This window comes from Pantoea sp. X-Soil-MYKO-1785, assembly GCF_059730675.1.
The window spans coordinates 224,496-246,685 of the sequence record NZ_AP036001.1; the positions used below are offsets into that span (position 1 = coordinate 224,496).

Below are 22,190 nucleotides of genomic sequence, written 5' to 3' on the forward strand. Positions count from 1 at the left end.
AGTGAGTTCCTGGAAAAAATGAGGCAGACCAGGCCTGCCTCGGTCATCAGCTAATCCCGCGTGCCTGCGGTAATGCCGTCGATATCCTGCGGGCGCAGGCGGATCTCGGCTGCACGACGGTGGGCCTGCATGCCCTCGGTGCGGCTCTGACGGATGGCCGGCTCGGCGATGGCCGGGATCCCCTGTTCATCAATCCACTGATGGGTACAGACTTTGACATACGCGCCGACCCACAGTCCGCCGGTGTAGCGAGCCGCCGCCATGGTCGGCAGCGTATGGTTCGTTCCGCAGCATTTATCTGAGAACACCACGCTGGCATTCTGGCCGATAAACAGCGAACCATAGTTGCGGATCTTTGATGCGGTGGCGTGCGGATCGCGGGTATGCACCTGCAAATGTTCGGTAGCGATATAGTCGGCAAAGGCGACCAACTGTTCTTCCGTTTCGCAGACCACGATTTCGCCCTGACGACGCCAGGCTTCTCCCGCCGTGGCGGCGGTCGGCAGGTTGCCCAGCTGGCGCTCGATCTCGGCAAGGGTACGCTCGGCGATCTCGCTGCTGGTGGTCGCCAGCCCGACGCGGGTATGGATGTCATGCTCCGCCTGCGCCAGCAAGTCGGCGGCCAGAATGCGCGGATCGGCGCTCTCATCCGCCACGGTGAAGATCTCGCTTGGCCCGGCAAGCGCATCAATCCCCACTTTCCCAAAGACCTGGCGCTTCGCCTCGTTCACAAAGGCGTTGCCGGGACCGACAATTTTATCCACCGCCGGAACGCTCTCCGTTCCCCAGGCCATGGCGGCGATGGCCTGCGCGCCGCCTACTTTAAAAATGCGATGTGCGCCTGCGAGGTGGCAGATGGCGATCATTGCCGGATGCGCGCCCGGTGGCAGACAGGCGATAATCTGCTCACAGCCCGCAACCGTAGCCGGCACAATCGACATCACCGGCGCGGAAAGGATCGGGTAGCGTCCGCCCGGCACGTAGCAGCCTACCGTCTGCACGGGAATAATGCGGTGCCCAAGGTGCACGCCCGGAAGCGTCTCGACTTCCAGAGGCAGCATCGTGGCGAACTGCGCCTGGGCAAAGCGGCGGACCTGAGAAATGGCAAATTCACTGTCGCGGCGGGTCTGCGGATCCAGACCGGCCAGCGCCTGTTCAATTTCAGTGGCGCTGACTTCAAACTGCTGCGGCACCACCTTATCAAACTGCTGTGAAAAATCCCTGAGCGCCGCGTCCCCTTCCTGTCTGACCCGCGCAATGATGCCGCTGACGGTGTCGGTCAGGGAACGGTCGGCTTTCTCATCCTGCCCCAGCGGGCGTTTAATCCAGCTGACCTGGTTAACAATCGTTGCCGCAGACATTATGCTTTCTCCATCTGACCAAGATTAATTTGCGCCAGCAGCGCCAGGTGATCGTAAAGCGTCCACTCATCGATAATTCTGCCGTTCACGATGTGATAGTGCGACATCCCCATCACGAACAGACGTTCTCCGGTCGGTTTGCCAAGCTCGCCATAGCCCAGGTGATGGCCTTCCATAATCCAGCGGATCGCCACCTTCACGCCGCCTTCATCGCACGGCGTCGAGCAGATATGCTGCGGCAGCCATGCGCCGTCCGGGATCATGCCGATCAGCGCCAGCGTCTGATGCGTCACCGATGCCACGCCATACAGTTCTTTCATCAGCGGGCCGTGGTACTGCACGTTGGGGGCATAAACCTGTTTAATTTTGCCCAGCATCCGGCGGTTATAAATCTCGTGCATCCAGCGCAGGCACTGCTCCTCGGTATCGGTATGCGCGATGGAGATGTCGCACGCCATCTCGGGCGGATATTGCCCCAGCATGCGCCCGTTCTCACCGATATCAGTGACGCGGAAGCCTTTATCAAATTGCTCTTTCGCCATGCCGAAGGCGATTTCGGCGGTATTCAGCCCCAGCTGCTTCATCAGTGACATGTTGTCGCTGACCACCCACTCGCGATAAATCTTATTCTCATGGATCATGCAGTCGGCTACGGTGCGCGTGACAAAAGTGCGGTTGGTGGGCTGACCAAGGTGGCTGAACTGGGTATGACGTCCGCTGCCGGTCACCAGATGCGAGGTATAAAAGCCGTCAACGTCATTTCCGTTCCAGATCACCTGAGTTGCCATGCCACGCCGTTCGGGGAAAGCCACCAGTCTTTTCAACGTGTCCTGCACCACGTCTTCACGGGTATAAAGCGTTCCCAGCGCGTTATAAAGCACGCAGTTATGGGTATAGTGGGTATAAATTAATCCCACGTCGCGTTCATCCCATATTTTGTGGGTGCAGCGAACAATGTAATCAACAATATCCGTATAGCACTCATCAAAACCTCTTAAAGATTGCGCGCGCGGGCGTTTCTCCGGCACTAAATCGATAAAGTCTCGCCGTTCAATCTGTAATACCGGATCATCACGTTGAGATTTATTTTTTTCGGCTGTTGCTGGTGCTTTATTTGTTACTTCAGTTGAAGACATGCGACCTCCCGCATTGATGTACAGAGTATTTTCAGACAATAAGATCTCTGCCCCTTAAAATAAGGAGAGAGCATTGCCGCAAAATAAATTGCGGCGAATAATTAAAGTCGGGCTTTATTGATTAACGATTTGTGACCAGATAGCTAATTCATCGATGCCAAGATATTCGCGAATAATTAATCCATCGCGTAATTCAAGCTGGCTGATACCGGTAATAGAAATGGGCTTGCGGGTTGGCGCGCCAAATTTACCGTAGCCGTCATGCCAGGTTAACAATGACCAGCGCAAAGAAATACGGACAGGCTCATTAGCATCTTTACGCACAGTTAAATGATGAAGCTGGGTTTCGCTGTCGGCAAACGAGGCGCGGTAGCCCGAGAGCAGGGCGCTGATTTCCGCCTCGCCGGTTCCTGTACAGTGGCCGGGTGCATATAAGGTGGCGGCCGGATGGTATAAACCGGGCACGATACCGCTGTTACCCCCTGCCCACATCGTCAGGTAGCGTTCAATTACCCCCGAAATGGGGCCTTCAACATCATCGCCTTCAGGGCCACCAGCCCAGCGTGCGTCAAGCACTTCGGCGGATGCGTTTTCCAGTCCCAGTTGATCACGGGCGCTGTTCAGGCTCAAGGCAAAATCACGCACGTTTAGCCCCAGTTGTGCCAGTATTGCCGCGCGATCCTGCAACAGCCACTCCTGACGTATCGCACCGTCCGCGCAGATGCGATCGGCCCAGGTGCGAACCCAGACGCTCTTGCCGGTTGGGGCACCGAAAAAGCCTTCACCCTGGTGGCGAATAGAGGCCACGGTTCGCTGTGAAACGTAATAATCGCTGTCTGTCGTTTGCGTGTAGAGAATATCCTCAGTCAATACGCTGCGCTGCGGGAAACTGTACATCGCTTCCAGGGTATGGCGCATAAACTGCGACAAATCAGTCAGCTGTTTTTCCGGCGTAATAAATACCACCGGCGTAGCATAAAAATCAGCCAGCTGACCAATATCCTTTTCTTCCCAGACGACGTGAGTCAGCGTGGTAATAAACTGCTGGATAGAGTCAAACTGGGGGCTGAAGCCAGGTAATCTGTTCATTTGAACTCCTGAGGCTGAAACAGGGATACACCCTCTTTTTCGATGATGCCGCTCAGTGGTCGTCGGGCCGAGTGGCGTACTATCAGCATGCCCGGTACGATAATCTGCTCGGGTTCAATAATGCCGCTTTCTATTTGCTTCATCAGCAGTTCAATTGCTGCTTCCACCATCTCCTGAACCGGCTGTGATACCGAGGTCAGGGCATATGAAGGCCAGCCGGAGGGACCCGTGTCGTCGTAACCGATCACCGACACGTCCTGAGGAATTTGCAGGCCGAATTCGTAACGGGCAACGTCCATCACCGTGATCGCCATATGATCGTTGGCGACGAAGATGGCATCGGGCACCGATGGCGCTGAAAACAGGCGATAGGCAGCACGTATGGTTTGCTTCGTATCATAGTTTCCATTAACCACCTGAACATCGTTAATGCCTTGCTCCTGCAGTGCCGTCAGGTAGCCATGCTGACGGATGATGTTCACTGAAGAGTCGGCAGCGCCGCCGACGTAGGCGTAACGCTGGTGTTCTCCGGCCATCAGAAACTCAGCAATCTGCCGCGCTGCCGCTTCATTATTGCTGTTCACGCTCGAGGTCATGCCGTTTTCCTGACTACGGTTAAACAGCACCACCGGTATGCCTGCCGCCAGGCACTCTTCGGAGAGATCCAGCGACAGCGTGACCGACGCCAGCACAATGCCATCGACCCGGTATTGCATGATCTGATCGAAAATCCGATCGACATTGCCCTCCCGGTCGCCAACAAACAGCAGCAGGTGGTAATTGAGGGTATCCAGTTTCTGCGCCAGCGCTTCCAGCACCTGGGGATAGAACTGATTATCGAAATAGGAGATCACTACGCCGATGATGCGCGAGCGGGCGGTGTTCAGCGAGCGGGCAATGGCGTTTGGGCGATAACCCAGCTCCCGGGCAGCCTTGAGCACTTTTTCACGGGTCGCCGGAGAGATACTGGCTCCAGGCGTAAAGCTGCGTGATACCGCTGACTGTGATACGCCTGCCAGCTGTGCCACCTGCTGCGAGGTGACTGCTGCAAAACTCTTTCGTTTCATGATCCCGCTTCCTCCTGCTGGGCGCTTCCTGTCGTACTGATGCCGCCGTCAGAAAGAGGGCGTTTTTTATACTTACACCATCTTTGCATGCGTATGCAACCAGCAAAATTAATTTTTGAACAATGTTAATCAGGTCACTTTACAAACATGAAACCTTTTCGTAACTTAAATTTTGAATACGTATTCATGCCGTTTCATGCCGTCAACGATACCGTGCAAATGGAGTGACAACCAGAGGGAAGCGCCGGTAATGCCGTTCTTGATTGGTTAAAAACCATTAATTTTCAGAGGTTCAGACCATGTTCCGAGCACTACTCCGCCGACCTGAAGCCCGGCTGTTTTTTATCATCAGCATTTTGTTTTTTATCTGTATTCACAGTATTGACGCCTTTCTCGCTCCCATGATGCTGGCGCAGGGCATAGAACCGCAGGTGATGGGTATTATCATGGGGGCAAGTGGGCTCGCGACGCTGCTGATCCGTTTTCCGCTGGGGATCATTTCGGATGTGGTAAAAAGCCGCAAAATTTTTATTCAAATTACCCTGTTGTTACCGGTATTTACCTGGCCTCTGGCCTGGCTGGAGCCAAATGCGGTCACGCTCTATCTGGCGAAAGCAGCGGATGGCGTCACTGCTGCAACCTGGGTTTTGTATAACATTCTGTTTATTCGCTACTTTGATCGTAAAGAGGCCCCGGCTGCCGTCGCACTACTGGCGCTGGCAGGACCGGTTGGCGTGTTTATTGGCAATTGCATTGGCGGTTTATTAATCCACTATTTTGATAACAACATTGCCTTTCTGCTCTCCTGTGTTTCCGGCTTACTGGCGCTGATCCTGACCACCCGAATTAGCGACGCACACGATTCGGTCCAGGCTCCCACGCTCAGGGCGTGTATCAGCGGTGCGCGTAAACAGCTTAGCGATCGCTCGGTGTGGATGATTGGTATTCTGGCGACCATTGTTATTCTGGTGCCGTTCGCCACCCGCGATACCCTGACGCCCATCTATGCCGAAAAGCTGGGTGCCAGGGCAGGGATTCTGTCGCTGTTAAGCAATATCCATCTGATCTTCTATGCGCTGGCTATCGCGTTGTGCAGCGCGGTTTTTTACCGCCGTCTGGGCGTAATGAAAACGGCCGGGGTGGGGATTATTTTGCAGGTACTTTCCACGCTCGGCATTCCCTTTACCGATAATATGTATCTTATCTATGCCCTGCAGGCGCTGGCGGGTTTCTCCTTTGGTATGGCCTTTGCCGCATTTATGTCACTCAGCGTGATAAATACCACTCCGGATGAGCAGTCCACCCGTATGGGGCTGTTTCAGACCATTTATTCGCTCGGCATGTTTATTGGTCCGGTAATGATGGGCGTCATGCTGCAACACGTTAATCTGTCGTCCGGCTATTTTCTGATTGCCGCGCTTTCCATTATTGCCGTCGTTATTACGCCGCTCTCGGTGCGCTGGGTGAATAACCGTCAGGTAAACCGGTCCTCTGAATTATCCGCTAACGGGCAATTCGCTTCAGTACGCGACCAGTAATCTCTACAGCTAAGTATTTAATCCCGGTTTGCCGGGAGGAAGTCTCATTGCCATTTAACAGGAGTACCCGATGCCACAATTTTTAAAAACCAGTAAACCCATGCAGGAACGCCAGCAATCTCAACGCCAGATTAGAGAAACGGTTGAACTTATTCTGGCGGATATTGAACAGCGCGGGAATAAAGCGATTCGTGAATTAGCCATTAAATTTGATGGTTACGATCGCCAGGATTATCGTCTGAGCGAGGCTGAAATTTCGCACTGTATTAAACAGCTCAGCCGCCAGGATATTGCGGATATCGAATTTGCGCAGGAGCAGGTGTTTAATTTCGCCCGGCAGCAAAAAGCCTGTCTGCTGGATCTGGAAGTGGAGACCCGCCCCGGCGTAATTCTCGGACATAAAAATATTCCCATCAATGCCGTAGGCTGTTATGTGCCGGGAGGGAAATATCCGCTACTGGCCTCGGCGCATATGTCGATCATCACCGCCAACGTTGCGGGCTGCTCGCGCATTATCAGCTGCGCGCCGCCCTTCAACGGGCAACCGGCACCGGCGATTGTCGCTGCCCAGAAGATGGCGGGCGCCACGGAAATTTATGCGCTCGGCGGCATTCAGGCCATCGGCGCGATGGCGCTTGGCACCGATACGCTCGCCCCGGTGGATATGCTGGTGGGGCCTGGTAACGCTTTTGTGGCGGAAGCTAAACGACAGCTGTTTGGCCGGGTTGGCATCGACCTGTTTGCCGGACCCACCGAAACGCTGGTGATTGCCGATGAAAGCGTCGACGCTGAAATGTGCGCCACTGACCTGCTCGGACAGGCTGAACACGGCGTCACCACGCCGGCCATTCTGTTAACCAACTCTGAACGGCTCGCCAGACAGACCCTGCGGGAGGTTGAGCGACTGCTGGCAAAACTGCCTACTGCGGATATTGCCCGCCGCGCCTGGGAAGATTACGGCGAAGTGATCGTCTGCGACAGCTACCAGGAGATGTTGCAGCAGGCCGATCGCATCGCCTCCGAACATGTTCAGGTGATGACCGAACGTGACGACTGGTTCCTGGCCAATATGACTAACTACGGCGCGCTGTTTCTTGGTCCGCGGACTAACGTGGCCTACGGCGATAAGGTTATCGGCACCAACCATACTCTGCCCACCCAGAAAGCTGCACGTTATACCGGCGGGCTGTGGGTCGGCAAATTTATGAAAACCTGCACCTGGCAAAAGGTGTTAAGTGATGAGGCCACGGCGGAAATTGGCAGCTACTGCTCGCGCCTCTCTCTGCTGGAAGGTTTTGCCGGACACGCCGAGCAAGCCAATATCCGCGTGCGCCGCTATGGCCAGACGGATGTGCCTTATGCGTCGCCAGCCCCGATCAGAGAGAAAGTGAAATGATGCGGCTGCCGCATACGCCCTCATTCTCACTTCACGGCAGACGGGCGCTGGTGACCGGCGGTTCGAAAGGGCTTGGTTTCGCCTGCGCGGTAGCACTTGCCGAGGCCGGGGCTGAGGTGTGGATCGCCGCCCGCAATCCCGACGATCTGGCGGACGCCGTTGCGCTCGCCGCCGGTGAACAACTGACGCTGCATTCGCTGGTGCTGGACATTACTGCCTCACCACAGGTGGAAGAAACCATTAGCCTGCTGCCGGTGATGGATATTCTGGTCAATAGCGCCGGACTGGCACGCCATCAGCCCTTTCTGGAGGTGAGTGGCGAGAACTTTGATGCGGCGATGGCGCTGAACCTGCGGGCGACTTTTTTTGTCAGCCAGCAGGTTGCGCGGCGCATGCGTGAAGCGAAGAAGGGGGGCGCCATCATCCATATTTCATCGCAGATGGGACACGTCGGCGGGCCGCAGCGTAGCGTCTACTGCGCCTCGAAATTTGCACTCGAAGGGCTGATGCGCGCCATGGCGCTGGAGCTTGGCGAGGCCGGGATCCGGGTGAACACCCTCTGCCCGACCTTTATTGAAACCGAACTGACCCGCCAGTCGCTGAACGATCCAGACTTCCGTCGCTACGTAATGAGCAACATAAAGCTGCCTCGCCTCGGACGCGTGGAAGATGTAATGGGACCGGTAGTCTTTCTCGCCTCGGATGCGGCGGCAATGATCACCGGTAGTGCGCTGATGGTGGACGGAGGGTGGACCGCAGCATGACTTCACCCTTTATCGATAACAGTGACGTGCCGCTGGTGCTGATTGGCGGCACGCTCTGCAATGTCCGGCTGTGGCAACCGCTGATCGCACAGCTGAACGTTGCGGCGGTAATCTGCCTGACCTTATCCAGCGATGCGTCGGCGGAAGCCTGTTCCCGGCGGCTACTGCAAATACTGCCGCCGCGCTTTCTGCTGGCGGGATTCTCGTTGGGGGCGATTGTCGCGCTTCAAATCACGGCCGATGCGCCGGAGCGGCTGGCGGGGCTGGCCTTGCTGTCGGTCAATCCGCTGGCGGATCGTCCGGAAAACGCCGTTAGCCGTCGGGCAGCGGTGAGGATGGCGCGCGAGCAGGGGCATGGCGAATGGCTCGCTGCCACGCTCTGGCACCAGTACGTTGCGCCGTCCAGCCTCACTAACCGAAAGCTACAGGATCTGCTCTGTCTGATGGCACAGGAGACCGATCCCGACACTTTTGCCCGGCAGACCGAAATGGTGATCAGCCGTCGCGATAACCGCGATGCGCTGGGCCTTCTTGCCTGTCCGGTGCTCATCCTGAACGGTGAGTTCGATCCGATATGTACGCCAGCGCACCATCGTCTGGTGGCTGACAGCATCCCCGCTGCCACCTGGTTAACCCTCAGTTCATCTGGTCATTTTTTTGTTCTCGAAGCGGCAGATAAAGCAGCCGTTGCGGTCAGGAAATGGATTAAGGAGTCTCTCAATGCGAGTAAATAAGCTTAAAACGGCGTTTGCTGAACAGCGCCCTGTGATTAATGGCTGGCTGGCCATTCCTTCCAGCTACAGCGCCGAAATTGCCGGGCATCAGGGGTACGATGCCGTGACGGTCGATTTGCAGCACGGCATGATTGATTTTGCCAGCGCGCTGTCAATGCTACAGGCGCTCTCGGCCACGCCCGCTGTGCCGGTGGTGCGGGTTGCCGATGATACCCCGGCGCAGATCATGCGGCTGCTGGACGCGGGAGCCTACGGAATAATCTGTCCGATGATCTCAACGCCGGAACAGGCACAGCGTTTCGTTTCGGCCTGCCGCTATCCACCGCTGGGGACACGGTCCTTCGGGCCTGCGCGAGGCTTGCTCTACGGCGGAGCAGATTATCCGCAGCATGCCAATCGCGAGATCCTTACCCTGGCAATGATCGAAACCCGCCAGGGGCTGGCAAACATTGATGCGATCCTGGATACCGACGGGCTGGATGGGGTTTTTATCGGACCAAACGATCTCTCTCTGACGTTGACCGGGGCCGCCAGCGCCGAGTCCGCGCATCCCGATATGCTCTCCGCGATTGAACGGGTCGTCAGCAAGTGTCGCGAAAAGCACAAAATCGCCGGTATCTTCTGCACCTCCGGTGCTGCGGCAGCGCAGCGTATCGCGCAGGGATTTCACTTTGTCACGCCCGCTAACGACGTTATGCAACTAGGCCGCGCCTCGCGCGAAGCGATCGCGATCGCCCGCGGCAACGACATCCCCACTACCGGCGCGTCCGGTTATTAACAGGAGCTGATATGAAAGTCATTACCTTAACCTCTGAACAAGCCCGCAGTCGCCTCGTCGCGCCGGAAGATATGGTCTCCTGCAATCTGGCCTTTATTGACTGCAAGCTGCCGGGTTCGCATCTCAAGCAGAATTATTCCTTTATCGGGCCTGGCGTCACGCAGTCTGCTTCGCAGGTGGTGAACATTCCCGAGCCGCACGGGTTTAACATCGGCGCAGCGGCAATGCCGAAGGGTGTCACCAATAACCTGCATCTGCACTTTACTGCTGAGGTATTTTTACTGCATGAAGGCAGCTGGCGCTTTCGCTGGGGAGCGAACGGTGAGCACGAAGCGGAGTTCAGCGCACCGGCGATCCTGACCATTCCCACCTGGATATTCCGCGGCTTTACTAACGTCAGTAAAGAAGATACCTGCGGCATGGTGTATACCGTGCTGGGCGGCAATAACACCGGCGGAATTATCTGGCACCCATCGATACTGGCGGCGGCCAGCGAGCATGGGCTTTATCTCAGCCAGGATAATATGCTGATTGATGTCAATGCGGGTGATACGTACCCCGGCGCATCGGCGCTGTTGCCGCCGCTGGCCGCAGAGGAGATTGCCGCTTTGCGTGATTATTCCGTAGAAGAGATGCGTCAGCGGGCCGTCACGGGTGAAGAGCGTCAGTGGTCGTCAGACGGGTTACTGGATGCAATTCTGCCGGGCCACGGCGGCGAAATTGCTCCGGTTATTGGCTATGGCATTTCACAGGATCGCCACAGCGCGCCCCCAATCGTCCAGCCGCACGGCTTTTCCGTGGAGTGGCTTCGCCTGCGGGACGACCACCAGGTAGGGCGACACCTTTGTCCGGACATTCAGGTCATCATGGTGTTTAAAGGTACGCTGGAGGTGAGCTGGAATCAGGACGGTGAAGAGGTCAGCATCATCGCGCCTGATCGCTCGGTGGTATCCGTGCCGGCCAACAGCTGGCGGCGCTACCGTGCCATTGATGGCGACGCGGAGTTTATTCTTACCACGCAAGGCGATCAGCGCAAGCGCCTCTACTGGGATGAGGCGATTTTGCAACAGGCCAGAGAACGCAACCGCGGACTTGATCCCGATGGCTATGTCAGCAAGCTGGATATTCTGCCGGTCACTGCGCGCTGTGCGGGTGCCAGAATAGAGCGCCTTTTTGCACAAGGATAATGAACCGGCCGGCGGGGTGGCTCCGGCGATTTTATTGCCTGCACGTGCCGCTGGCTTATAACCGGCTCTTTTACAAGGATAATTATCTGTTCAGCGGCACCTGAGTCTGGCACCGCGTCTGACGAAAAGGTAATCGTACCGGGTGGCCGGACGAGAGGTTAGCCTGACAGCGCCACGCCATATCATCCGCCTGAGAGGGCAGGCGGACGTGAGCTAGGGTTGAAATAAAGCGGACCTTGACGGCACAGGCGCGACAATTGCAGATAATGCGGTCGATCCCGTCAGCAAAGGCGCGCACAGCGGGAGAATGAAACCGCTGATGTGGATATAACATCGTCACCGGCACTGCTGACGGCTGCCAGTGTGCCAGAATTTCAACCGATCATGCGCCCCTGAAGCGCTGACCAGGCGATCAAGGGCGCGTTGGAACTTACTGGGTTATCAGCTGTGGGTTGGATTTACAGCACGGGTGACGACTTTGTTTTTCTCACTGAGCCGGGCGGGGGCGGTTTCAGGGGTGCGTAATGCGCACCAGGTAGAGAGAACGCCCAGCAGAGAGAAAATAATGGCCGGTCCGATCCAGCCAACCATGCTATAAACGCCGGTGGCAATAAATGGCAACAGACCCGCTACAACAGAAGCCATGTTGTAACCCAGTGATATACCGGAAGAGCGTATATGGGCCGGGAATTGTTCAGAAAACCAGCTTGATTCTACAGAGAAAATCGGGTCATGACTCAGCAGCAGTGATAATGCAATCGCTGTAATTACCAGCACCACCGCGCCACTGTTGATCAACATAAACATTGGGACACCGAATGCTATGGTGAACAGGGCTCCAAACAGAAAGACCCGACGGCGACCAATTTTGTCACTGAGCGCGCCGTATAAAAGATGACTGCCCAGGCCAAGCGCAGAGCCGATGAGCGTCCCCCATAGCACGTGACGGGTATCGGTAATTTCGGCAAGGACGACATAGGAGAGCATAAAACTCGTGGTGATATAGTAACCACCCGTTTCAGCCAGCCGTAACCCTACGATATTCAAAATCGTTCGCCAGTCGCGACGAATAACTTCCAGTGCCGGTTGCTTAACGATGCGCTTCTCCGCTTTCGCTTTTTCAAATTCGGGTGATTCCGCAACGCTCATTCGGATAAAGATACCGATAGCGACCATAATGAACGATATCAGGAACGGTACCCGCCAGACCCAGTCACCTTCAAACAGTGCGCCAGAGAGAAGGAAAGCTCCGTTAGCCAACAGCAGGCCAAGCGGTATGCCAAGTTGCGGAACAGCGCCATAAAAACCCCGTTTTCTCTCTGGTGCATGCTCAAACGCCATCAGTACTGCACCTCCCCATTCCGCACCAAAGCCGATGCCCTGGATCATACGTAGCAGAATCAGCAAGATGGGAGCCAGAACACCGGCCTGCTCATAAGTCGGCAGAGCGCCAATCAGGACTGTCGCCAGTCCCATGGCCAGCAGCGACCAGAACAGGACAACTTTGCGGCCATAGCGATCGCCGAAGTGACCCGCCAGATAACCGCCGACGGGCCGCATCAGAAAGCCCACCGCAAGTGTCGCGAAGGCGGCCATAATACCGACAATCGGCTCGCTGGTATGGAAGAAAATTTTTCCAAACCACGCAGCGGCTGCCGTGCCGTAAATAAAGAAATCGTAGCTTTCAACCGCCGAGCCAATCATGGAGGCGATAGAGACTTTGACCGGGTTATTTTTATGATTATCAGGTACAGAGGAAGTTTTCATGGTTGACCCCGTTACGATGGGTTATCCGGGCGATCCGGATAACCACTTATGGCTACTGCCAGGTTTCAATGACCCGGCTGTCATCACGTTGCCCCAGGCCAGCTTCTGCTGCAGCCAGATAGCGGGTATGAGCCACCTTTAACAGCGGCACCTCTGCCTCGCATGCCGCGGCAGCTTCTGCCACCAGACCGCTGTCTTTGACGAAAATGTTAATCGCGCTGGACACCTCGACACCGGTTCCCTGTAACATACGAGGACCACGGTCAGATAACATCCAGGAGCCTGCCGCGCCGCCTTCAACCAGGGGCAAGACCTGCGCCGGATCCAGTCCAAGCGACTGAGCGAGGTTCAGCGCTTCGGCTGCGGCGACAATGTGGACTGCGCAAAGATGCTGGTTAATCACCTTGATTCCTTGCCCATCGCCCGGCCGGTGACCCACCGTTTTCACCCGGCCCAGAGCCGTGAGAATCGGGGCGACATAGTCGAGGGAATCGTTGCCACCTGCGGCAAATATCACCAGTTCACCGGTGCTGGCCCGCGCTGTACCGCCGGTTACCGGCGCATCAACCACGCTGGCCCCGCTTCGCTGCAGCTGCTCCGCGGCTGCAATAATGGCTTCGGGGCCAACGGTTGACATGATCACCCAGTGCTGACCGGATACTGTCGGCAATGCCTCCTCGACCAGTGCTGCAAGCTGCTGAGGTGTGGCAACCATCACCACCACCACATCAGCTTTGCCTGTCAGGGCATAGCGCTCCGTGGCTGCAATACCCTGAGTGCGCGCCCGCAGTCTGGATGCCTCCGCGACATCAACACCCTCTACCTGATGCCCGGCTGCTTTTATCTGTAAGGCCATTGGCAACCCAATCGCGCCCAGGCCGACAAATACAACGTTCATTTCGTGCTCCTTAGGCAAGCCAGCCTTTAATCGTGCTGACCATGGATGAGGTGGAGATGCCATAGCGATCGTGCAGCGTGGGCAGGGCGCCAGCCGCCAGAAATTCGTCAGGTAACCCGATATGACGGAACACAGGCATGACCTGCGCACGCACTAATGCCGTCGCCACCGCTTCGCCAAGGCCACCTATTACGCTGTGATTTTCCATCACTACAACCAGACGACCGCTGCGGCGGCACTGTTCCAGAATCGTCGCTGTATCGAGCGGCTTAATGGTCGGCACATGCAGCACGGCAACGTCTACCTTGTCTTGGGCCAGCGCTTTTGCTGTTTCCAGCGCCCGCATCGTCATAATGCCGCTGGAGATGAACAACACGTCGCGTCCATCCCGCAGCAGTTTGGCTTTACCCAGTTCAAACTGATAGTCGTACTCATCCAGTACCAGCGGAACTTTTCCACGCAGCAGGCGCATATAGACCGGTCCGTTGTGATCGGCCGCAGCCGCCACTGCCTGTTCAGTGTCCAGAGCATCGCAGGGGTCAATAATGGTCAGATTAGGAATGCCGCGCATTAGCGCGATATCCTCGGTGGCCTGGTGGCTGGGCCCATATCCGGTAGTCAGACCCGGCAGCGCCGCGCAGATTTTCACATTAAGGTTCTCCTCGGCGATGACCTGATGAATGAAATCGTATGCGCGACGGGTGGCAAAAACGGCGTACGTAGTGGCAAACGGGATCATTCCTTCTTTGGCCATGCCGCCGGCCGCGCCCATAAGCAGCTGCTCCGCCATTCCCATCTGAAAATGGCGCTCAGGAAACGCCTGAGCGAAGATATGCAGGTCAGTATATTTAGAGAGATCGGCGGTAAGCCCCACTATATTTGCCCGGCTTTGCGCCGCTTTGACGAGTGCATGGCCAAAGGGAGCCGGGACCGTTTTCTGTCCTTCTGCCGCGATTGAAGCAATCATGGCCGAGGTGGTTAAACGGGGTTTCTTTTCTGCAACGCTGCTCATACGCGTTCCTCCTCTGCCTTATCAAGAATTGCTATGGCCTTTTGCCACTCATCAGCATCCACGCGGATGAAATGGTTCTTCTCACGTGCTTCCAAAAATGGGACGCCTTTCCCCATCAGCGTATCCAGCAGAATGACGCGTGGTTTTGGCTCTTTTAGCTGACGTGCGCGGTCGAAAGCCGCTTTCACTGCTGCGATATCGTTACCGTCGACACGCTGTACATCCCAGCCAAAGGCCAGCCACTTATCGGCCAGCGGCTCAAACCCCATCACCTTTTGCGAAGGACCATCAGCCTGCTGTTGATTAATATCGACCAGCGTGATCAGGTTAGCGAGTTGATGATGCGCGGCCGACATTGCCGCTTCCCAGGTTGCGCCTTCATCAAGTTCACCGTCTGACATGGAGTTGTAGACAAAGGCTGAGTTGCCTTTATGACGCAGCGCCAGCGCCATACCCACGGCGATGGAAAGTCCCTGGCCCAGCGAGCCACCGGACATCTCCATACCTGGCGTGTAGGTTGCCATGCCTGACATCGGCAGGCGGCTCTCATCTGCGCCGTAAGTATCCAGCTCCTCTTCAGGGATCACGCCGGCTTCAATCAGTGCAGCGTAAAGGGCGATTGCGTAGTGACCGTGTGACAGCAGAAAGCGATCCCGTCCTTCCCATTCCGGATTAGCAGGATCGAACCGCATAGCGTGGCACCATGCTACTGCCAGCATGTCAGCCAGACCCAGCGCCTGGCCGATATATCCCTGTCCCTGAACTTCCCCCATTCTTAAGGCGAAGCGGCGTATACGCCAGGCATGCTTTGCCAGTCTGTTAAGTACTTCAGCCGATGCGATGTCGGGCTCTGCAATCGTGCTCATTTACTGCTCCTCTTAGGACGTTCAACATATAACAGGCAGGATTTGCGGATAGAGGATGTTGAATCAGCGTGCTAACTTATTCACGCATGGGTGGCATCATTCATACGGCAGTCGAAAAGACCGCGCACCTCAAGTCCCGGCCTGTCCGGGCATGCAATGAGCTTAGGGTGTGCAGGTCAGCGCTGACAAAAGCAATTAATACAACTACTGGTGAAAAGGATTCATGAATGACGCTTTTGCGATTAGCGCCTCTCAACCTGTTACGTACTTTCGAAACAGCTGGCCGGACAGGATCTTTTGCGCTCGCAGCCGCTGAACTGGAACTGTCGCCCAGCGCCATCAGTCATGCCATTCGTAAACTGGAAACCCTGCTAAAAGTTCGGCTTTTTCAGCGCAGCACGCGGGAAATCACGCTAACGAAAGAGGGGGCAATACTGCTTGAGCACATACAGCGCGGGTTCAACGAAATGCAACAGGGGCTTTCATTAGTTACGGCTGATGAATCCAGACCTTTACGCCTTCATACCGCTCCGAGTTTTGCTCATCAGTGGCTGTTACCCCGGCTCGGCAGTTTTATACGTGAGAACCCACAGATCGATCTGCGGCTTTCGGCCAGCACCGAATATGCGCGTTTTGAGCAGGATGACTTCGACCTCGACATCGTATATGGCGAACCTCGACCATCCCCCTATGAAAAAATTCCCCTTGCCGTAGAGGAACTTACGCCTCTGTGTTCCCCACTGCTGGCTGAAAGGCTAATGAAGCCGGAAGATCTCTATGCGCTGACATTGATTCAGTGTGATGTGCAGTTATATCAGTGGAAAGGGTGGTTTGAGGCGAATGATATGAAGCCGCCCCGACATTACGGGCTTCGTTTTGACCGCAGTTTTATGGCCATTGCTGCCGCAGTCGACGGGTTAGGGGTTGTACTGGAATCGAAGTTGCTCGCTGAACGCGAAATTGCAAGCGGCAGGCTGGTATGTCCGTTGGTGAACAGTACCAGTGAAATCCACTACATCGGACATTATCTGGTTTTTCCGCAGCATCAGCACATGCATTTTGCGCTGGAGACCTTCAAAACGTGGCTACTTAGTGAACTTAATCTCGCTCAGCTCAGATGATCCTGCTCACATTTTTACGGGTGATGAAGACAGGTTATTCCTCAGATAAAAAGCATTTTTGTGAGGGTTCTCACCTGCTCTCACTGAGGCAATGCGTCAATCAAACTGGTCTTTAAATCTATCTGCATGTCTGCGTTATCGGCAAAGATTGGGCTAAGAGCGGAATCAGACAGCGTTAATCAGCTGATAAATACTGTTGAGTTAACCGGAGTTATCGTCCGTTTCTTTTACTCGCTTCGGACATCCTGAAGCGGAGTCAGATGCAGATGGCGCGAGTCAAAAGCTAACCAGGGCCTTGATGGAAAGGGGAGCGGATAAACCCTCGGCTACTATGATGATAATGGTGGCTACTGGAATTAAACCGCCTTTTCAGACGAATTTTCGCGTAAACAGAACCAATACAATCACTTCAAACACCTGCCGGGCATGACCCGCGCGGCGTTCAGACGATGAAAAATATCCCACATAAAAGTTAACCGCAGTTTGATAACTGTATTAACCACGGAAGCGGTCAACGCCGCGACTTTTTCAATGCTGCCGCCGCTTCAGTAGATAAGCAGAATGCAAATAACCTCAAGGTTCAGCCGCTAGCCCATTCATCAGTTGTCATCTCTGACATGCTCTTTACTCGTCATAGTCGCTTCACGCTCGCCAGCCTGCTTAAAAGAGGTTCGGATTTTTTAGTTACAAAACACGCTGAAAGCCGCGTAATTAGCTGCATTCGATATTTACTGTTAAGTATGTCGAACAATTGATCCTGATCAATATCCAGGTACCGGTTGGCAGACATAATTCATTCCACGAAAAAAGCACTCCTTAAACCAAACCACCCGAAACGGAATAAATTAATGAAAACCTCAATCAGCATGCTCGCCTTAGTTGTCGCTGCTACCGCTTCTTTTAACGCTGCTGCGGCTGACCAATTCAGCGCGGCAGATCAGGATCTGTCTAACGCCCTTGCTAATGCTGCAACACATCCGAACCAGGGTACGTTTGATAGCGTCCACAATGTGTATAACCGCACTAAACTTGCGGAACACACTACCGCAGCCCCGACAACCACCACAACGGCACCGGCAGCCAGTCAGCCTTCACAGGCTGAACTGCGGGCTAAATTCAACGCCATCAAAGGCGAACGCCTGACCGATGCAAACGCGCAGCGTACTGCAATGCAGACCGCGGCGCTTAATGAGGCTTATCAGGCGCAGCAGGCTGATCTTCGGGCTAAATTCAACGCCATCAAAGGCGAACGCCTGACCGATGCAAACGCGCAGCGTACTGCAATGCAGACCGCGGCGCTTAATGAGGCTTATCAGGCGCAGCAGGCTGATCTTCGGGCAAAATTCAACGCCATCAAAGGCGAACGACTGGTCGACGCTAATGTACAGCGCACTGCAATGCAGACCGCGGCGCTTGCTGAAGCGCAGCAGATTGCAAATTACGGCGTTAAATTCAATTCTGCAGGCGCGCCGGTTAACGTGGTAACCGCCAGCGTAATGACTGCGGCTAAACCGACGCAGACGGCATCGATCAACGTTGCCGCCAGTGCCCTGGCAATCAAAGCCCCTCAGGCCCCCGTTTCAGTCACCATCAACGGCGTGCAAATTAACACCACAGCGGCCGCCCTGGCAGCCGTTGCACCTGAAACACAGGTTGCTGTGCCACATGTCGCCATGCTGATCCAGCGTGCTGGTAATGCCGGTAATGGCCACGCGGCACACAGCGGCAATGTACAAGGCGACAACAACGGACAGAGCAACGCTCACAACTCTGCGATGGGCGGTCGGGGCATGAGCAGCGGCCATAGTCCGGCATCGAACTTCTAAACGTTTGGGTAAGCAAATATCGAAAATAAGAGCGGCCGCTGCATCACATTTGCACATCTCGTTGATGGAGTAATGCCGCCTCTGACTAACCACCCCGGTAAGCCTGACCAGCTGGCATTGCGAAAGAATCAGATGATGTTTTATCCAGTCTCCCGCGTTCTGCCGACGCAATGCGCTTTACACCGCTTAGCCGGTGAAGCTGACAAAATCGAAATACAGCGGCAATAAGGGGTGAGCGCCCTGTAAAGAGAGATGCGCCATCGTGCGTAAGGCAGTGCAGGAGGTGTTGACTGGCGACAACATCCAACCACGCGCAGGCATTGTCCTGCGCGTTGCCAGCGCTGAGGCAATTTCACAGAAAGTTTATTGCATTTATCGCAGGCGTCCGTCGCAGGCCTTACAACTGCCGCCAGCCGGTAACAATCCACACCTACACAGGGATTTGACCATGAAACAGCAAACTATCGCGACTGAAGAGCAGCTGGCAAAGCTGCCAATCGGTAAACCGGCCATCGTGGAAAATGGCGGGCTTATAGGCCTGCGCGTGAAAAAGGATTTATACCGGCATCAACCGCGCGTTGTCTTTGAAGTTAAGTCGCCTGGCAGTAAACGCTGGCAGCGGCTGGGCAAACCTGGCGTCACCACGCTGGACACGGCAAAGAAACTGCACCGGCAGTACCTGGATACGTATCAGCTAATCGGCAGCGGCGATCGTGCCGCTTTTGCCGTGACCGCATCCACGGATGAAATGATTACCGAATGGATGCAGCAAAAATACGGGGAAGCCGTGGGGGACTGGGCGCACGCGAAAGGCCATTTGCGGGCATGGCAAATTCACTGGTCGCCGGTAATCGGCGGCAAGCTGTTTCGGGAGCTGACCTATCATGACGTGCTCAACGCTTATACCCAGCTGATGCAGGCATCAAAAAAGAATCTGTCGGTGATCCGTAATGGCTTCGTGTGGCTTAACCGCACCGCGCTATGGGCGTTCGGGAAATATCAGATCTCGAAGGGCGACCAGGGTGATGAACCCCTCTACCTGCCAGGCTCAGCGACTGAAGCAGGCTGCGCGCACGACGGAGAGCAACTGCCAAAACAGCAGGAACGGCAGAATAAGCTACAGACGCCGCAGCAATTCAGCATGCTTTATCATGCGTTACCGGCAGACGATGATGCAGGCATTATTTTGCGTCTGCTGATGCTGACCGGTTCGCGAAAAATGGAAGTAGCCGACATGGAATGGCAGGAGCTGGGCGACAATTACTGGTTTATCCCGGAGAACACCCGGACCAAAACCAAAAAAGCTAAATTTGTACCGCTGCTGACACCCTGGCGGGAGCTGATCCCGGCCGCGCCAGCTGACCCGGTAGCGGGGCAGAAGGTATTCGAAACCAGCGGGCATTGGTCTGAGCTGAAAGGCGAACGGCGGTATATTTCAAATGGCATTCTTCCCAGCCGCTTAAATTACGTGCTGGCCAGGACGCTGAAGCAGTTAAAGCAGGATTATCCGGCATTTCCTTCGGTCACTGTACATGACCTGCGCCGCAGTTTCGCATCGCTGGCTACCGCTAGCACCGGCGCGCATATTAACCCGGCCGTGGTAGAACAGATGATCGGCCATAAGCCGCCACATAAGAAAACGTTGCAGCAGGACGAGTACCGTATAAACATCCACGATAAAACGATTAACGACGGCTGGCGGCAGTGGTCTGAATGGCTGCTGGCCAGGCTGTAAACACGAAAGCGGGCGACCCAAAGGCCGCCCGCTTAAGACCGTCGGGAACCACCCCGACGGATTTACCACCCGAAAGACAGAAGGAATAAGTCTGCTTTCAGGCGGCCATTATACGCGCAAGCCATAGCGGGATGCCAGGTGGAAGACACCTTTTGCAAAACCCGCTTACTGTTGATTGAGGTTTACGCTGTGTGGATGTTGAATGGTGGCCCGCGAAGAGATGACCGCGGCAGCCGTTTCTGAACGCAAAATTGACACTGGCCGACCTGGTATCCTGTTGGGAGTAATACCCGGACCAGAACGGCTACAGGTATAGCTTGCTGCTGGTGTCTCCGACGGGCATTCGATTTGCTGTTCGGGGTTGCATGACTTCTGCTATGAACATTAAGGGACATGAGCAGCTACGCCGGGCTGCGCACTTGATGACGTTTGTTTCTTCAGCTTTTTCAGGAATGCCTGGTGCTGATCTGTAATGGTGACTTCAGGATCTGCAACTTACTGCGCAACTTTTGCCTCCGCTGACGAAAATGTTTATAGCGTTCACGCTATTTGCCATCATTTCATCGCAGCGACGCTGAGGCTGCTTTTTATCCGGCGCGGCATGAATGACGTTATTCCGCGTCTGACCTTCTGCCGTAATATCCTCCCGGGCTGAACCAGCAGTCAGAAGCGTTTAAAGACCCGCGCGCTGGGAATTGCCAGCAGATAATAATTAACGAATAGGATCTGCCTGCCTCTTTTACCGAACGGCCCATTAGGCTGGCGTTGCATCGTATTGCCGGATAGCCGAAGTCTCAGGCGCGGCTAATAAAGCTTAAGGTCAGCATTTAAAGACAGATGCTCACCAACCTCATGCAACACCCCACCAATCAGTCAGCACCTCTGGCTCAGCAAGGATCGGCCAGTTTGCATTGACGGAATTCAGTGCCTGGTGACGTATACATAATTTTTCAGAATGGTGTCGCGCACCTGACATGCTGTTATCCCAAATAATGTCCAGTCTTACGATCGGCTCAAATAATAAGACAAGGCCAGCCACCATACTCAACAAAAAATCTAACAGGAACAGTTTAGCAAGGCTGTGGTGGCCTTTTGATCGTCCCATCAGGCCGGTTAATTGGCTCAATAACCGGCAGAATGAGCGGTATCAGTCAGCTTACGAGCCTAACAAACACCAGACGGATAGCATTTTTTGCTCAATAATTTTCTTTGCAAAACAAGTAATTAAAATGTGCGTGTAACCGCATTCATTTTATCAATATCAAAAGCTGATCAAGATCAAATTTCACCTCGACGTTGCGGCGTAAATTGCGCTTTCTGAAGGCGAAAGAGCAGATATTAGCCGTGTAATCGATTTCATTTGTGGCCTGTCTCTTACCGCCTCCGGCATCTGTACTGCAAGGTTTTCAGGGCTTTTAACGGAACCAATATGAAGTATGGAAGCGCATGTTTGCTAGTCCAGACTCTGGAAATCGTTAACGGGCATGCCCCCATTATTGAGTGCTTCACTATCGAGGGGCAACGCTGCTGAAAACAGGAAGTAACAACGGTTTTTAATTGCTTATTATTTCATGCCATGAGCAGTTAAGGCTTAGTAGCGCTTTAGATAAAGATAGTTTGTAGATTACGTTACATCGTTGCACCTGACCTGAAGGAACAGCAACTTTGCATTCAAAGCGTGATCGTGTCGTATTAATGAATTCAATTTGTAATACTCTGTCCGCATTGACCAGGTCTTATAATGTCTGCATTTATATTTTAGATGAATTAAAGCGTAGGTGGAGAAAAACTATAAGTTTCAAGTGGAAATTGATGTGACAATAATGGGGTCTTCAAACAAAAAAATTTTATAGTAAAAGATAAGTGCCCGGACTGTTAAAATTCTGGTAGGGGTTTTTAAGATTTTCACAAATTA

17 protein-coding genes and 1 pseudogene are annotated in these 22,190 nt (G+C 54.6%); 9 read left to right on the forward strand and 9 right to left on the reverse strand.

Annotation, left to right across the window (positions count from 1 at the left end; translation table 11 throughout):
* Nucleotides 1-50: 50 nt before the first annotated feature.
* The 4 genes from hisD (AC6I8D_RS20970) to AC6I8D_RS20985 form a co-directional block, all read right to left on the reverse strand.
* Complete coding sequence (gene hisD / locus AC6I8D_RS20970; protein ID WP_312053801.1) at nt 51-1,361, reverse strand: histidinol dehydrogenase; 1,311 nt, start codon at nt 1,359-1,361, stop codon at nt 51-53.
* Entirely contained in the window at nt 1,361-2,497 is a 1,137-nt protein-coding gene (locus tag AC6I8D_RS20975; protein ID WP_312053802.1) for a nuclear transport factor 2 family protein, read from the reverse strand. Before AC6I8D_RS20975 ends, hisD (AC6I8D_RS20970) begins: the two co-directional genes overlap by 1 nt.
* Before the next feature lie 114 nt (nt 2,498-2,611).
* Nucleotides 2,612-3,586 (reverse strand): nuclear transport factor 2 family protein, encoded by a 975-nt coding sequence (locus AC6I8D_RS20980; RefSeq protein WP_312053803.1) that lies wholly within the window; start codon nt 3,584-3,586, stop codon nt 2,612-2,614.
* Complete coding sequence (locus AC6I8D_RS20985; RefSeq protein ID WP_497820845.1) at nt 3,583-4,653, reverse strand: LacI family DNA-binding transcriptional regulator; 1,071 nt, start codon at nt 4,651-4,653, stop codon at nt 3,583-3,585. Before AC6I8D_RS20985 ends, AC6I8D_RS20980 begins: the two co-directional genes overlap by 4 nt.
* A 299-nt stretch (nt 4,654-4,952) precedes the next feature.
* Between AC6I8D_RS20985 and AC6I8D_RS20990 the strand changes: the two genes are divergently transcribed.
* The 6 genes from AC6I8D_RS20990 to AC6I8D_RS21015 all read left to right on the forward strand — a co-directional run bounded on the left by AC6I8D_RS20990 (nt 4,953) and on the right by AC6I8D_RS21015 (nt 11,050).
* Complete coding sequence (locus AC6I8D_RS20990) at nt 4,953-6,191, forward strand: MFS transporter (protein WP_497820846.1); 1,239 nt, start codon at nt 4,953-4,955, stop codon at nt 6,189-6,191.
* A 70-nt stretch (nt 6,192-6,261) separates the two neighbouring features.
* Complete coding sequence (gene hisD, locus AC6I8D_RS20995; RefSeq protein ID WP_312053810.1) at nt 6,262-7,587, forward strand: histidinol dehydrogenase; 1,326 nt, start codon at nt 6,262-6,264, stop codon at nt 7,585-7,587.
* A complete protein-coding gene (locus tag AC6I8D_RS21000) occupies nt 7,587-8,351 on the forward strand; it encodes an SDR family NAD(P)-dependent oxidoreductase (RefSeq protein ID WP_497821058.1) in 765 nt (254 codons plus the stop codon). The genes hisD (AC6I8D_RS20995) and AC6I8D_RS21000 overlap by 1 nt, the downstream gene beginning before the upstream one ends.
* Complete coding sequence (locus AC6I8D_RS21005) at nt 8,348-9,085, forward strand: alpha/beta fold hydrolase (RefSeq protein WP_497820847.1); 738 nt, start codon at nt 8,348-8,350, stop codon at nt 9,083-9,085. Before AC6I8D_RS21000 ends, AC6I8D_RS21005 begins: the two co-directional genes overlap by 4 nt.
* Nucleotides 9,072-9,863 carry an HpcH/HpaI aldolase family protein gene (locus AC6I8D_RS21010; protein WP_312053813.1) on the forward strand — a complete coding sequence of 264 codons (792 nt, stop codon included), beginning with the start codon at nt 9,072-9,074 and terminating at the stop codon, nt 9,861-9,863. The genes AC6I8D_RS21005 and AC6I8D_RS21010 overlap by 14 nt, the downstream gene beginning before the upstream one ends.
* 11 nt (nt 9,864-9,874) lie before the next feature.
* The gene (locus AC6I8D_RS21015) at nt 9,875-11,050 is read left to right on the forward strand and encodes a cupin domain-containing protein (RefSeq protein ID WP_312053814.1); all 1,176 of its coding nucleotides are present in this window, start codon (nt 9,875-9,877) and stop codon (nt 11,048-11,050) included.
* A gap of 265 nt (nt 11,051-11,315) precedes the next feature.
* Here AC6I8D_RS21015 and AC6I8D_RS21020 read toward each other — a convergent pair.
* The 5 genes and pseudogenes from AC6I8D_RS21020 to AC6I8D_RS21040 form a co-directional block, all read right to left on the reverse strand.
* Nucleotides 11,316-11,429: pseudogene (locus tag AC6I8D_RS21020) on the reverse strand (LysR family transcriptional regulator); the annotation flags it as partial.
* Between the two features lie 62 nt (nt 11,430-11,491).
* On the reverse strand, nt 11,492-12,754 hold the full coding sequence (locus AC6I8D_RS21025) for an MFS transporter (RefSeq protein ID WP_497820848.1): 1,263 nt from the start codon (nt 12,752-12,754) through the stop codon (nt 11,492-11,494).
* Nucleotides 12,755-12,869: 115 nt separating this feature from the next.
* The gene (locus tag AC6I8D_RS21030; RefSeq protein WP_497820849.1) at nt 12,870-13,715 is read right to left on the reverse strand and encodes an NAD(P)-dependent oxidoreductase; all 846 of its coding nucleotides are present in this window, start codon (nt 13,713-13,715) and stop codon (nt 12,870-12,872) included.
* A 10-nt stretch (nt 13,716-13,725) separates the two neighbouring features.
* Nucleotides 13,726-14,727 carry a transketolase family protein gene (locus AC6I8D_RS21035; RefSeq protein ID WP_497820850.1) on the reverse strand — a complete coding sequence of 334 codons (1,002 nt, stop codon included), beginning with the start codon at nt 14,725-14,727 and terminating at the stop codon, nt 13,726-13,728.
* Entirely contained in the window at nt 14,724-15,593 is an 870-nt protein-coding gene (locus AC6I8D_RS21040) for a transketolase (RefSeq protein WP_312757873.1), read from the reverse strand. The genes AC6I8D_RS21035 and AC6I8D_RS21040 overlap by 4 nt, the downstream gene beginning before the upstream one ends.
* 227 nt (nt 15,594-15,820) lie before the next feature.
* Between AC6I8D_RS21040 and AC6I8D_RS21045 the strand changes: the two genes are divergently transcribed.
* The 3 genes from AC6I8D_RS21045 to AC6I8D_RS21055 all read left to right on the forward strand — a co-directional run bounded on the left by AC6I8D_RS21045 (nt 15,821) and on the right by AC6I8D_RS21055 (nt 20,275).
* Entirely contained in the window at nt 15,821-16,714 is an 894-nt protein-coding gene (locus AC6I8D_RS21045; protein ID WP_497820851.1) for a LysR substrate-binding domain-containing protein, read from the forward strand.
* An 848-nt stretch (nt 16,715-17,562) separates the two neighbouring features.
* Complete coding sequence (locus tag AC6I8D_RS21050) at nt 17,563-18,540, forward strand: hypothetical protein (protein WP_497820852.1); 978 nt, start codon at nt 17,563-17,565, stop codon at nt 18,538-18,540.
* 448 nt (nt 18,541-18,988) lie between these two features.
* Nucleotides 18,989-20,275, forward strand: coding sequence for a site-specific integrase (locus AC6I8D_RS21055; RefSeq protein ID WP_497820853.1), 1,287 nt, complete (start codon nt 18,989-18,991; stop codon nt 20,273-20,275).
* Nucleotides 20,276-22,190: the final 1,915 nt, after the last annotated feature.